The 13563-nt window shown below is 39.7% G+C and carries 11 protein-coding genes; 7 read left to right on the top strand and 4 right to left on the bottom strand.

The genetic code is table 11. From position 1 onward, the window contains the following. The first annotated feature begins 17 nt into the window (after positions 1-17). From NK987_RS01035 to dprA, 3 genes are read left to right on the top strand one after another with little or no spacing between them, the layout of a single operon-like run. Positions 18-350, top strand: coding sequence for an L-rhamnose mutarotase (locus NK987_RS01035; RefSeq protein ID WP_259262360.1), 333 nt, complete (start codon positions 18-20; stop codon positions 348-350). A gap of 47 nt (positions 351-397) precedes the next feature. Beyond that, positions 398-748, top strand: coding sequence for a MerR family transcriptional regulator (locus NK987_RS01040; RefSeq protein ID WP_258423499.1), 351 nt, complete (start codon positions 398-400; stop codon positions 746-748). Beyond that, positions 732-1859: a DNA-processing protein DprA gene (gene dprA, locus NK987_RS01045; protein WP_259262361.1), complete on the top strand. Its 1128-nt coding sequence runs from the start codon at positions 732-734 to the stop codon at positions 1857-1859. The genes NK987_RS01040 and dprA overlap by 17 nt, the downstream gene beginning before the upstream one ends. Before the next feature lie 76 nt (positions 1860-1935). Here the strand turns inward: dprA and ffh are convergent, their stop codons facing one another. The 4 genes from ffh to NK987_RS01065 all read right to left on the bottom strand — a co-directional run bounded on the left by ffh (position 1936) and on the right by NK987_RS01065 (position 7452). After that, on the bottom strand, positions 1936-3273 hold the full coding sequence (ffh, locus tag NK987_RS01050; protein ID WP_259262362.1) for a signal recognition particle protein: 1338 nt from the start codon (positions 3271-3273) through the stop codon (positions 1936-1938). 159 nt (positions 3274-3432) lie between these two features. After that, a complete protein-coding gene (locus tag NK987_RS01055; RefSeq protein ID WP_259262363.1) occupies positions 3433-4137 on the bottom strand; it encodes an L-ribulose-5-phosphate 4-epimerase in 705 nt (234 codons plus the stop codon). 72 nt (positions 4138-4209) lie between these two features. Continuing rightward, complete coding sequence (locus NK987_RS01060; protein WP_259262364.1) at positions 4210-5874, bottom strand: ribulokinase; 1665 nt, start codon at positions 5872-5874, stop codon at positions 4210-4212. Positions 5875-5901: 27 nt separating this feature from the next. Beyond that, positions 5902-7452 carry an alpha-N-arabinofuranosidase gene (locus NK987_RS01065; RefSeq protein WP_259262365.1) on the bottom strand — a complete coding sequence of 517 codons (1551 nt, stop codon included), beginning with the start codon at positions 7450-7452 and terminating at the stop codon, positions 5902-5904. A 277-nt stretch (positions 7453-7729) separates the two neighbouring features. Here NK987_RS01065 and NK987_RS01070 point away from each other — a divergent pair, with 277 nt between their 5' ends. The 4 genes from NK987_RS01070 (at position 7730) to NK987_RS01085 (ending at position 13530) form a co-directional block, all read left to right on the top strand. Continuing rightward, a complete protein-coding gene (locus NK987_RS01070) occupies positions 7730-8431 on the top strand; it encodes an NUDIX hydrolase (RefSeq protein ID WP_259262366.1) in 702 nt (233 codons plus the stop codon). A 202-nt stretch (positions 8432-8633) separates the two neighbouring features. After that, complete coding sequence (araA, locus tag NK987_RS01075; RefSeq protein ID WP_259262367.1) at positions 8634-10136, top strand: L-arabinose isomerase; 1503 nt, start codon at positions 8634-8636, stop codon at positions 10134-10136. A gap of 254 nt (positions 10137-10390) precedes the next feature. Next, positions 10391-12817: a YfhO family protein gene (locus NK987_RS01080; RefSeq protein WP_259262368.1), complete on the top strand. Its 2427-nt coding sequence runs from the start codon at positions 10391-10393 to the stop codon at positions 12815-12817. Next, positions 12814-13530 (top strand): class I SAM-dependent methyltransferase, encoded by a 717-nt coding sequence (locus tag NK987_RS01085; protein WP_259262369.1) that lies wholly within the window; start codon positions 12814-12816, stop codon positions 13528-13530. Before NK987_RS01080 ends, NK987_RS01085 begins: the two co-directional genes overlap by 4 nt. Positions 13531-13563 lie beyond the last annotated feature (33 nt).

The following is a 13563-nucleotide window of genomic DNA, read 5'->3' on the forward strand; positions in this document are numbered from 1 at the left end:
TTATCTCAAAAACCAATATGAATCAAAAATATTGTTTAACACTTGATTTAATCAATGACCCACAACTCATTGAAGAATATGAGGTTTATCACAAATCTGTAAAGCCTGAAATCCTCCAAAGTTTCACTGATGCAGGTATAATTTTAATGGAATTATATCGTTGGGAAAATAGATTATTCATGATAATTGAGGTAGAACCGGGTTTTTCCTTTGAACGAAAAGCAGAACTTGATGCAAATAATCAAATTGTGCAGGAATGGGAGAAATTAATGTCAAATTACCAACAAAGACTCCCAGGAAGTAATGGTGAGGGTAAATGGCAATTGATGAAAAAAATATTTGAGAGTTGAAAATTAATTATTTTTCATATTTTTGGTTAAAGTAATGCTTTAAACCCGTGCCATACAAAGAAAAAGAAATCGAAAAAAAATACTACTCCATTGGAGAAGTAGCTAGCATGTTTAAGGTTGCCCCTTCCCTAATTCGCTATTGGGAAGGAGAATTTGACATCATCAAACCCAAAAAGGATAAAAAAGGCAACCGTAGGTTTACCAAAGAGGATATAGAGAAAATCCGCTATATCTACCAATTGGTAAAAATTAAAGGATACACACTTCAGGGTGCACAAGAAGTAATCAGAGGTGATCATCAAAAAGTTTTTGACAAAGCGGCAATGGTGGACAGACTCCATCAAATCAAACGTTTTTTAGTAGAAATACGGGATACTATGCATGTCGAATCCAAATAATGAAGAGTTAATTTTTGAGTTAGCGCTTAATCTGATCCCTAAAATCGGTCCTTCTTTATACAGAAACATCTTAGCCTACACAGGCTCAGCCAAGGATTTTTTTGACCTTCCTCCCGGAAAAATTTCAAAAATCCCACGAGTTAACAAAAAACTTTCTGAAATCAGAAAGGATAAGGATCAATACATCAAGGAAGCTTCGGAAATCATCTCCAATTGTCAAAAGAAAGGAATCCGGATATTAACCTTTTCAGACCAAAACTTTCCAGCAAGGCTCAAAGTCATGGATGACTGCCCTATGGTCTTGTATACCAAAGGAAATATAAACCTCAACCCTAACAGGACTTTGGCAATAGTGGGCACAAGAAATGCGACTGAATATGGTAAAAATATTACCAAAAAAATCATTGAGGATATGAGCCCTTATCACGCTACCGTCATCAGTGGTTTGGCATATGGAATTGATATCGAAGCACATAAAGCGGCATTGGCCAATAATTTACCAACATTTGGCATATTGGGATCATCAGTAGATCAGATTTATCCTGCTTTGCATAAAAACACTGCCGAACAAATGATCGAATCCGGTAGTGGCCTTATCAGTGAATACCCTCCAGGCACTGTCATGCATCCAAGCAATTTTCCAAAAAGAAATAGAATCATCTCAGGCTTATCAGATGCTGTAATTGTGGTGGAAGCTGCCCAAAAAGGCGGGGCATTGATTACTGCAGAGATTGCTTTCAGTTACAATAAGGAAGTTTTTGCTGTGCCGGGAAACCTTCTTTCCACTTTTAGTGAAGGTTGCAACAATCTGATCCGTACTATGAAGGCCACTATCTATACAGGCCCCAGGGATCTTGAAGAGGCGCTTTCTTGGTCAAAGGATAACTTGACAACCACTAATACCAAAAATAAAATACTAGATCTGACAAAGTATAATGAGGAAGAAGAAGCTGTTTTGACAATTCTTCTTGAAAAGAAAGAACTGGAAATCGATCAGTTGGCCATTTTACTGAATATCTCTATTTCAAGTTTAGCATCTGCACTATTAAACCTTGAATTTGAGGGATTTATAAAATCATTACCTGGAAAAAAGTATAAATTGACTCAATAAAACCTCCTGATTTAAAGACAAAAAATCCCCTTTTTTCCAAAAGGGGATTTTTTGTCTGATTTGTATTCTAAATTTTTTATCTCCTGCCCATTTTTGGCATCAGTCCCCCAAGGGCTTTTTGTGCTCCACCCATTTTATTCATCTGCTTCATCATTTTCCTCATATCAGCAAACTGCTTCATCAGGTTATTGACTTCCGTGATGGTTCTTCCACTGCCATTCGCAATTCTTTTTCTTCTATTCCCATCAATGATATCCGGATCCTCCCTTTCTTTAGGTGTCATGCTCCGGATTATGGCTTCAATGGGTTTGAATGAATCATCATCAATATCCATTCCTTTCATTGCTTTTCCCATTCCGGGAATCATACCCATCAAATCCTTGATATTTCCCATCTTTTTGATCTGCTCGAGTTGGGAAAGAAAATCATCAAAGTTGAATTGATTTTTTCTGATCTTGGCATTGATTCTTTTGGCTTCATCTTCATCAAAAGATTGTTGCGCTCTTTCGACCAATGAAATCACATCTCCCATTCCCAAAATCCTTTGCGCCATACGGTCAGGATGGAAAACATCAATGTTCTCCATTTTCTCACCTGTGGAGATAAATTTGATTGGTTTGTTGACTACGTGTCTGATCGAAATCGCGGCACCACCTCGGGTATCACCATCTAATTTGGTCAATACCACCCCGTCAAAATTCAGTCTTTCGTCAAAAGTCTTAGCGGTGTTTACCGCATCCTGACCTGTCATTGAATCGACCACAAACAATGTTTCGGAAGGATTGAGCGCCTTTTTCAAAGCCTCTATTTCTTTCATCATCACTTCGTCCACAGCCAATCGACCTGCTGTATCGACAATGACTATTTTCTTGCCATTTTTCTTTGCGTATTCAATTGCGCGATTAGCAATTTCAAGCGCGTTTTTGTTCTCAGGCTCCGCATATACTTCTACCCCTATCTGCTCTCCCAATACCTTGAGCTGATCAATTGCCGCCGGTCTGTATATATCACAAGCAACAAGCAATACTTGCCTGCCCTGCTTCTTTAGCATAGAAGCAAACTTTCCCGAAAAAGTGGTCTTTCCTGAACCTTGAAGACCGGAGATCAAAATGACAGCAGGATCACCCTTGATGCTGATATCCACTTTGGATCCACCCATCAATTTGGTTAATTCTTCTTGGGTAATTTTAACCAACAATTGACCTGGAGAAACCGCTATTAACACATCCCGGCCCAATGCCTGTTCTTTGATGGTATCGGTTACTTCTTTGGCTACTTTATAGTTGACATCGGCATCGATCAAGGCCCTACGGATTTCCTTTACCGTTGTGGCTACATTGATTTCGGTGATTTTACCCGTACCCTTAAGGGTTTTAAAAGCTCTATCTAATTTGGAACTGAGATTATCGAACATGCTTCATTATCTATTTGAGGCAAAAATAAGAATTTATTTGTGAAAGGGAGAATTGAACATGGTATTAGGTAATTGGATTTGAAAAAATTTGGCAAAAGGTTTTTTGTAGTCTGGCCACCGGCTAATAGGGTAATAGTTATTTATTTTGGATTGCCTGCCTTAACAACCTTGGCCATAGTAAGCATCCATTCCATGCTTCCTTTCAAAATGTTTTTTTATCAAGGCATCTTTAAGCCTTGGGGCATTGGGATTGATCTGTAAGGTCAGATAAGCCATTCTGGCGATTTCTTCCATCACTTTGCTATTGTAAACTGCTTTAGCGGCATTTTTTCCCCAAGCAAATGGACCGTGATTTCCAATCAGCACCATTTCGACTTCTTCAGGGTTTAACCCTTTGGATACAAAGCAGTCCAAAATCTGTTGACCGGTATTGTGTTCGTAATCACCTTGGATCAAATCATCAGACATAGGTGGTGCACAAGGAATATCTACTGTCAAATGATCAGCATGTGTCGTTCCAAAAATCGGGATATCCCTTTGCGCCTGTGCCCATGAAACAGCATAAGTTGAATGGGTGTGGCAGATTCCACCAATGTTTTTCCAGTTTTTGTAAAGAAAGGCGTGAGTCTTGGTATCCGAGGAAGAACGCATATTTCCTTCAATGATGTTATTGTCAAAATCAACAATCACAATATCCTCAACTTTCAGTTCCTCATAAGGAACTCCGCTAGGCTTAATGGCGAAAACACCTTTTTCCCTGTCCACAGCACTGACATTCCCAAACGTGTAGACTACGAGATCCAATTTTGGCAATTGCATATTGGCATTGTAGCATTCTTGTTTGAGAGTGAGATATATTGACATGTTCTAAATTGTCTATTTTTTTGTTAATTAAAAACTCGAATTGAAGTAATAAGAAGACTGTAGCTTCATTCTTTATTTTCCTTCCACAAATTTTCCAAACTTCCCATATTCCGCGTACAGCATTTTGTATTGTTGCACGTTTGCTGGAATTGGATAATAAACTTCATCAAAACCATTGCTCATGGCCTTTATTGCTGCTTGTGTATCAGAATGGATTCCTGCTGCAACTGCCGCATATATGGCTGCACCTAAAGCCGGTGCTTGGTCTGATGTGGCCACTTTTATGGGCATATTGAGCACATCTGCCAATGTCTGCATGACAAGTTTGGACTTTTTGGCCACACCACCCATTCCGATTACAGTATCGATTTTCACCCCTTCTTCCTCAAACCTATCTACAATCTTTTTGGAACCAAAGCTGATGGCTTCCACCAATGACTTGAAAATCCTCGCTGCATCCGAACCCATATTCAAACCCATAATCGCTCCTTTCAAAGCTTGATTGGCGTCAGGAGTTCTCCGGCCATTGATCCAATCTAGAGCAACGATTTTTGATTCCCTTACAGGAATTTTGAGAGCTTCTTCAGATAGTTGAGTTATGAGATTTTCTTGGACTTCTTCAATCAGTTTTGCTTTTTGGCTTTCATCCAAATGAATACTTTTTTGGATCAAATCGATACTTGGTTTGGTAATCAAATCCCTAAACCAAGCCAAAACATCCCCAAAACCTGATTGACCCGCTTCCAGACCGATCATGCCGGGGATAACCGACCCATCCACTTGCCCACAAATACCTTGGATCAAGTTTTCCCCAAGATTCTCTTTTGAAGTAATCATGATGTCACAAGTGGAGGTTCCCATCACTTTGATAAGGGTATTTTCTGATATCTCACCGCCGACAGCGCCTGCATGGGCATCAAAAGTTCCTACAGCCATAACTGTGTTTGTGGTCAAACCCAACCTTTCTGCCCAATTTTGGCTAAGGTTTCCTGCATGGTTGTCCGAAGTAAAGGTTTCGGAATATAGACGATCTCTTAATGACGCTAAATAAGGATGAAATAATCCCAAAAACTCTTTTGGAGGCAAACCTCCCCAGCTTTCATGCCAAAGGGCCTTATGTCCTGCAGCACACCTGCTTCGCTTTAGTGTCAAAGGATCTTCATTTCCAATCAATTGTGCAGTGATATAATCACAATGTTCCATCCAGGAAAACCCCGCATCAGCCACCTTTTGGTCCTCTCTTACGACATGTAATATTTTAGACCAAAACCACTCTGATGAGTAAATTCCACCTTCGTATTTGGTGTAATCTTCCCCTCCCCAAGTTCGGGCGATATGGTTAATTTCATCCGCTTCCTTGATGGCCGTATGGTCTTTCCAAAGTACCATCATGGCATTTGGGTTTTCTGCAAATGCAGGATTCATAGCCAGGGATTGGCCTTTATTATCTACAGGCAAAGGGGAAGAACCTGTGGTATCCACACAGATGGCTTTGACTTGTGAAGCAGGGATTTTTGATTTTTCCATCACACCTTTGACACTCGCTTCTAATCCCTCCAAATGATCCAATGGATGTTGCCTGAATTGGTTTTCTACTGGATTGCAGTACTTACCGGCTTTCCATCTTGGGTATAAAACAACGTGGCTTGCTATACTTTCTCCGTTTTTTGCGTTTACCAAAACTGCCCTGACAGAATCAGTCCCATAGTCCAAGCCAATTACATATTGATCCCCCATATTAATTACTTACTAAAACTTATTCAATTATTTTACTCTTACCATTAAAACAGAATTGGCCGGAACAGCAATTTTCAGGTTGTCCTTGTCCAATTTGAAATCTTTGAAAGCTGCTTTTTTGACTACCTCCTTTTTTTCAAAAGTATTGTAAGAATCGATTGACGGAGCCGTCACATATTCCGCTGTTACACTCTTGGCTGAAATCCCTCTCAACACTACATCAAGGTCTATTTTCTTGTCTGGATGAATATTTGCAATGCTGATGTTAACTGTTCCGTCGGGAGATTTGGAAGTAGAAACATTCAAAGCTTCCAATTTTTCTTTGCCATAAGACACTTCTTCCGTCACAAGATGGTGGGAAAGCAAAGTGGCATCTTTATGTGGCTTATACAGATCAAAAACATGGTAGGTTGGAGTAAGAATCATGTCTGTGTCATTGGTAAGTATGATGGCCTGCAGCACGTTGACCGTTTGGGCCAAATTAGCCATATGTACTCTGTCAGCATGCTTGTTGAAAATATTCAGGGAAATAGCCGCCACGTGTGCATCTCGCATGGTATTTTGTTGGTAAAGGAATCCCGGATTAGTTCCAGGCTCAACCTGATACCAAGTTCCCCACTCATCCACGATCATTCCTATTCTTTTTTCAGGATCATATTGGTCCATGATAGCGCCATGGCGCTCTATCAATTCCTCAATTCCTGCAGCTTTTCTCAAGGTTTCCAAATATGTTTCTCTGTCAAAAACAGTGGCTGACTTTTTATCAGTCCAAGATCCAGTCATGGTATAGTAATGTACTGAAAGCCCATCCATCATATTGAGAGGAATGTTTTTCATTAAAACTTCTGTCCAGTTGTAATCATTACTGTTTGCTCCACCTGCGATTTTATACAATTTATTTGCCCCATAATCCCTCGCATAGGTTGCGTATCTTCTGTATTCATTGGCATAATATTCCGCTGTCATATTGCCGCCGCAGCCCCAGTTTTCATTTCCAACACCCCAATATTTGATATTCCAAGGTTCATCTTGACCGTTTCTCTTTCTGAGGTTAGACAATGGGCTGACCCCGTCAAAATTGATATATTCGATCCATTTGGACATTTCATCGACCGAACCGCTTCCGACATTACCCGTGATATATGGTTCAGCACCGATTTTCTTGGCAAAATTCATGAATTCATGTGTTCCGAATGAATTGTCCTCAACTACCCCACCCCAATGGGTATTGATCATGGTAGGGCGGTCTTTTGGATTACCGATTCCATCTGTCCAATGGTATTCGTCAGCAAAGCAACCTCCCGGCCAACGCAGATTTGGGATCTCCAATTTTTGGATTGCTTTCATAACATCCAATCGGTACCCTTCTTCATTGGGAATTTTGGAATCAGGTCCAACCCAGATTCCACCATAGATATTTCTTCCTAAATGCTCTGCAAAATGACCATAAATATGCTTATTGATAATGACACTTCCCTGATCAGCATTGACGATCAACCTGTTGGTCTGAGCTGTTGATATAAAAGAAATCAGGAATGCTGCCAAAGCGGTAATTCCTTTAAAAACAATTGTTTTCATTATTGTAAGTATTTGAGGTGTATTTATATAAATCTATTTCTTAATTGGATAAACTTGTCTCCTATTTTTCCTAGGCAAAACATAATCTAATATTAGAAAATAAACCTGAAGCAACAAATATTAAATGTATATATTACACTAATAATTTTCTCCTATTTAATACATACCATTTCAATTGGGATGATCATCGGGATTCCAAAAAGTCTCACCTTTGTGTTTAATCTAATATTTTACATATCTTTTGAAAGCTTAATTTCAGATAGATTTCCAAGAAAAAATGAAATATTCTAACCAAACCAGGATTCTTGTCGCCGTAGACAGTATTGTATTTGGATTTGATGGATCGGAATACAAATTGCTTTTGATCCAACGTGGTTTTGCTCCGGAAAAGGAAAAGTGGTCATTGATGGGAGGCTTTTTGCAACCAGAGGAATCTTTGGATGAGGCGGCCAAAAGGATATTGAAACAATTGACCGGACTTCAGGATATTTATCTGGAAGAATTGAAGTCATTTAGCAGGCCAGATCGGGATCCGATCGAAAGAGTGATCGCAGTGACATACGTTGCACTGATCGATATCAAAAAATACCAACAACAAATCAATGATGATTTTCATGCGAGGTGGTTTCCTATGAAAGAACTTCCACAACTCATTTTTGACCATCAGGAAATGGTAGAAATTGCATTGAACAAATTGCGGTATAAAGCAGCTTTTCACCCGATCCTTTTTGAGTTACTTCCTGATAAATTTACGCTTCCGCAATTGCAAAACATGTATGAGGGTCTCTATAACACAAAATTTGACAAAAGAAATTTCACCCGCAAAGTACTTTCTACCAATCTTTTGAATAAAGAAAATGACAAGGACAAGCTAAACTCAAAGAAAGGGGCTTTTTATTATTCTTTGGACGAAAAGCAATATAAAGACACCCTATTGTCCATCCAAAATTTTATTCCGCTTACTGAAATCAACGGATGAAAGGATTAATTTTGATTTTCTATTTTTAAATTGTCATTTTATGTGTAATTATAACACTTAATTTATCATTTGCTGGGAATTGCTTATGAATTCCCTGTTTAGAGCGTATCAAAAAAATCCCAAAAAAGCTGTTCAGGATTAGACTGCCTTAGTCAGATCATCTTTCAAATAAAAATACTCCTGTTTCAAAATCGAAAATCCAATGAAAAAAATAGCCCAAAATGAAGTCTGGTTTATCACAGGCAGCCAACATTTATATGGCGAAGAAACTTTAGCCAAGGTCTCTGAACATTCGGAAATCATAGCCAAAGAACTAAACCAATCTGATGCGATTTCAGTAAAAATCATTTTCAAACCTATTGTTAAAACCACTGAAGAGATATTTCAAATCTGTCAGGAAGCAAACCAAGTCAAAGATTGTATTGGCATCATTACTTGGATGCACACTTTTTCTCCTGCCAAAATGTGGATCAACGGTCTCAAAATCCTGAATAAACCCCTACTCCATCTGCATACCCAATTCAATCGTGATATTCCATGGAATTCGATCGATATGGATTTTATGAACCTCAACCAAAGTGCTCATGGAGACCGGGAATTTGGATTTTTGACTAGCCGTATGCGGATCAATAGAAAAGTGGTGGTGGGCTTTTGGCAGGAAAAAGAAGTCCATCAGGAAATCGACGGTTGGTGCCGGGCAGCTAGCGGTTGGCATGACTGGCAGGGCATGAAAATCGCAAGGTTTGGAGACAACATGCGCAATGTAGCCGTCACAGAAGGTGATAAAGTCGAGGCTGAAATGCGATTAGGATTTGCTGTCAACACCTTTCCTGTAGGAGATTTGGTGCAAAAAATCAACGCCGTGGCCGATTCAGAAATCAACAACCTGATCAAAGAATATGAGAGTTCTTATATTTTGGCTGAAAATCTAAAAACCGGTGGTGCAAATAGAGACTCTTTGTTTGAAGCGGCGAGGATAGAAATCGGATTGGATCGATTTTTAACAGAAGGCGGATTCAAAGCTTTTTCCAACACATTTGAAGACCTGCATGGCATGCGCCAACTACCCGGAATCGCTGTTCAAAGACTGATGAACAAAGGTTTTGGCTATGCCGGTGAGGGAGATTGGAAAACAGCCGCTCTTGTCAGGGCAATGAAAGTAATGGGGACGGGTTTAGAAGGTGGAAATGCCTTTATGGAGGATTACACCTATCATTTTGATCCAGAAAATACCCTTGTATTGGGTTCACATATGCTTGAGGTGGATGAATGTCTTGCTTCAGGCAAACCTTCCTGCGAAGTTCATCCATTGGGAATAGGAGGAAAAGAAGATCCTGTCAGGCTTGTTTTCAATGTAAAAGCCGGTAAAGGTCTCAATGCTTCCCTTGTGGATATGGGAAATAGATTCAGGATGATTGTCAATGAAGTTGAGGCAGTTGATGCTCCTCATGATTTGCCAAAATTGCCAGTTGCAAGGGTTATGTGGAAGCCTCTTCCTGATATGAAAACCGGATGCGGCGCTTGGATTTTGGCCGGAGGTTCTCACCATACCTGTTTCAGTCAAAACCTTTCCACAACTATTTTAAATGACTTTGCCAACATAGCAGGGATAGAATCTGTCAATATTGATGGTCAAACCACCATCAGAAATCTTCAGAATGAATTGAAATGGAGCGAGGTATATTATAAGGTTTTTGATAAATAGAAGGAGTCGATAGGTGGCAGAACATAATCCATGGATTGTGATGAATCTTAGTTCAAAATTCGATTTACTTTATAATTTAAGTAGCTGGAAGAATTGGCTAAAAGCAAAGATTCTTCCAGCCACTTTCAATTTGTGATCTTCATTAAATAAGCACGAAAAGGGATTTTAAGTGAATTTGGAAATTCAAAAGCAGGCGGATAATCCTATTTATTTTTTAATTTGCGCCATTCTTTCAAAAAGAACTGACTCGGATCATGCAGATCAACTTCAAAAATAACATCTTGCCGCACCTTGTAGGAGTTGTGGTCTTTTACCTCATCGTTTTGTTTTATTTTTCACCTGCCGTTTTTGATGGCAAAATCCTTTTCCAATATGACATTCTTCAATGGGAAGGTGCTGCCAAGGAAGTTATGGATTACAGGGTCGAAACAGGCGAGGAAGCACTTTGGACCAACAGCATGTTTGGCGGAATGCCGGCTTATTTGGTGAGCTTTGAAGTTCCGGGAGACATTACCAATTTCTTGATTAAAGTGGTCACTTTGGGACTCCCCCACCCTGTCAACTCCTTGTTTTTTGGAATGTTAGCCATGTATATCCTGCTTTTGAGTTTCAAAGTCCGATCTGAATTTTCTATTGCCGGTGCAGTGGCCTTTGCCTTCAATACCTTCCACATCATCAGCTTGGATGCAGGACACAATGCCAAAATATGGGCCATCTGCCTGATTCCCCTGATTTTGGCAGGGATTCACCTGGCATTCTCCGGAAAAAGGATTTTGGGTCTTGCGCTTTTTGCTTTTGGTTTGATGCTCCAACTCAAATTCAACCACCTACAGATTACCTATTACACTTTGTTGATTGTGCTGATTTATGGAATCGGTCAGATTGTGGATGCCTACAAATCGAAATCACTCACTGCTTTTAGTAAAACAATTCTTATTTTGGTTTTGGGCGCCTGTCTTGCTGTTGGATCCAATCTTAGCAGGTTTATGACGGTACTGGAATACGGTGAATATTCCACAAGAGGACAATCCAATATTACTTCAGCCAATACTTCTGAAGGCGGTTTGGACAGAGACTATGCCTTTAACTGGTCTCAGGGAAAAATGGAAACTCTCACTCTCTTGGTTCCATTTTTATATGGTGGTGGAAGTGGGGAAGCTTTGCCCAAAGATTCTAATTCAGAACAGGCTTTGCGGAGCAATGGCGTGGAAAGTGCCCAAGCAACAGGGTTTATTGAAAAAGCGCCTACCTATTGGGGCGAGCAGCCGGGAACAGGAGGCCCTATTTATGGAGGGGCGATTATGCTTTTCCTTTTTGTTTTAGGTTTGATTTATGCTCCAAAAACGTATAAATATGTATTCCTTTCGATTACGATCCTGTCCATTTTTCTTGCCTTTGGAAAAAATCTCGCTTGGTTCAATGACTTGATTTTTGATTTCCTTCCTGGCTACAACAAATTCCGAGCTGTGACTATGGCACTTTCTATGGCGCTTTTTGCCATTCCAGTTTTGGGGAGTTTGGGATTGGAATACCTCTTCAGAAATTCAGATAGCAAAACACTTGTTAAAAATCTTTCCATAGCATTAGGAAGTACAGCAGGATTGGCATTGATTTTAGTGATCTTCGCAGGAATGTTTGGATTCAGGGCACCAGTAGACGCCAACCTCCCGGAATGGCTTGTCGACGCTATCCAACAGGACAGAAAATCAATGCTTCAAAGCAGTGCTTTCAAAAGTCTCATTTTCATTTTGCTTGCTGCAGGTTTGATTTGGGCAAGTTTGAAAAATAAAATCTCAACACAAATAGCCGGATTGTCCATCGCATTGTTGATTGCCATCGACCTTTGGATGATCAATAAAAGATACCTAAATGAAGACTCGTTTCAGGCCAGTCCTTCAGCACAGTTTTTTGCAAAAACACCTGCTGATGCAAAAATCCTGAATGACCAAGGATATTTTAGGGTAATCAATCTGGAAAATCCTTTCAACGATGCGCGAACAAGTTATTTCTTCAACAGCATCGGTGGTTACCATGGAGCGAAAATGAAGCGTTACCAAGAATTAACTGAAAACGTATTGGGTTCTGAAATTCAGTCTTTTATCCAAAAAGCACAGGAAGGAAATTTTGATTGGCAGGGACTGAAAGCTCTGAATATGCTCAACACCAAATATGTGGTCGCAGGGCAGGCCGAAAATGCTGTTTTTACCAATCCCGAAGCAAATGGGCCAGCGTGGTTTCCATCCAATATAAGGTCTGTCACTTCCAACGAAGATGAAATCAAACTCATTTCTCAAATGAATACAAAAATTGAAGCAACTGTCAATGAGACTGAGTTTGGAACAGTCCAGACTGGTTCGGGTTCAGTTTCTATCACTTCCCAAAAACCAAATGAGTTGAAATATTCTGTTGAGGCGACAAAAGCCGGTTTGGTTGTCTTTTCTGAGATTTACTATCCAAAAGGATGGAAAGCACTTGTCAATGGGCAAGAAACCGATATAATTAGAACCAATTACCTGCTTCGGGGCATATCTGTTCCTGCAGGAAAATCTGAGGTTCTAATGAAATTTGAACCGGATAGCTACTATAAAACCAAGACGGTTACCATCATTTTTCAGTATCTTATCCTACTCACATTGATTGGAGGAACGTTTTTGTCAATTAAACCTTTTCTAAAACCATGAGCAAAAAGGAAGAAGTAAAGGAGTTTTATGATGAATATGTGACTAAACAAGAAAAGACGGGGATTAATTCACGTCATATTTCCATCATTGATAAGCTTGTCCAATCAGGGCTAAAGTCCAATCATAATGTATTGGAGGTTGGTTGTGGCATCGGCACGGTCAGTCAATTGATTGCGAAGAAAACCTCAAATGGAAAAGTTTTGGCGGTCGACATCAGCGAGAAAAGCGTCGAAAAGGCCAAAATCCTTTGGAAGCAATTTTCCAATCTAAGCTTCGAAGTTTCTGACATGAGCGATTTTACCAAATCTGGTCAGACATTTGATTATTTTGTTTTTCCTGACGTTTTGGAACATATTCCTGTAGAGCAGCATCCCAATCTGTTTGAAAGAATCGATGCCCATTCACATGAAAAATCAGTAGTTTTCATCCACATACCTGCTCCAAGGTTTTTGCAATACAACATCAGCAACGAGCCTCAAAAGCTTCAGATAATCGATCAGCCATTGGACACGGCAACTTTGGTTGGTGTTTTAAATTCAAATGGATACTACCTTGACAAAATGGAGACTTATCCGGTATTCTTTGAGGAAAAGGATTATCAATATTTTGTTTTCAGAAGAAACAACGCGATTACCAAAAGTACACTAAGGGGAAAATGGCCCGTATTTATAGAAAGGACATTTCTTAAAATCAAAAACAGTATCTTTCTGTAGTCAATTCTCAATAATTCAGATCCATTTCAAGAC

This window comes from Aquiflexum gelatinilyticum (assembly GCF_024813435.1).
Lineage (GTDB): Bacteria > Bacteroidota > Bacteroidia > Cytophagales > Cyclobacteriaceae > Cognataquiflexum > Cognataquiflexum gelatinilyticum.

What these genes read in the sequence shown, in the direction of transcription:
- NK987_RS01035 (WP_259262360.1), top strand. Translation starts at nt 18, where the DNA reads ATGAATCAAAAATATTGTTTAACACTTGATTTAATCAATGACCCACAA.
- dprA (WP_259262361.1), top strand. Translation starts at nt 732, where the DNA reads ATGTCGAATCCAAATAATGAAGAGTTAATTTTTGAGTTAGCGCTTAAT.
- ffh (WP_259262362.1), bottom strand. Translation starts at nt 3,273, where the DNA reads ATGTTCGATAATCTCAGTTCCAAATTAGATAGAGCTTTTAAAACCCTT.
- NK987_RS01055 (WP_259262363.1), bottom strand. Translation starts at nt 4,137, where the DNA reads ATGTCAATATATCTCACTCTCAAACAAGAATGCTACAATGCCAATATG.
- NK987_RS01060 (WP_259262364.1), bottom strand. Translation starts at nt 5,874, where the DNA reads ATGGGGGATCAATATGTAATTGGCTTGGACTATGGGACTGATTCTGTC.
- NK987_RS01065 (WP_259262365.1), bottom strand. Translation starts at nt 7,452, where the DNA reads ATGAAAACAATTGTTTTTAAAGGAATTACCGCTTTGGCAGCATTCCTG.
- NK987_RS01070 (WP_259262366.1), top strand. Translation starts at nt 7,730, where the DNA reads ATGAAATATTCTAACCAAACCAGGATTCTTGTCGCCGTAGACAGTATT.
- araA (WP_259262367.1), top strand. Translation starts at nt 8,634, where the DNA reads ATGAAAAAAATAGCCCAAAATGAAGTCTGGTTTATCACAGGCAGCCAA.
- NK987_RS01080 (WP_259262368.1), top strand. Translation starts at nt 10,391, where the DNA reads ATGCAGATCAACTTCAAAAATAACATCTTGCCGCACCTTGTAGGAGTT.
- NK987_RS01085 (WP_259262369.1), top strand. Translation starts at nt 12,814, where the DNA reads ATGAGCAAAAAGGAAGAAGTAAAGGAGTTTTATGATGAATATGTGACT.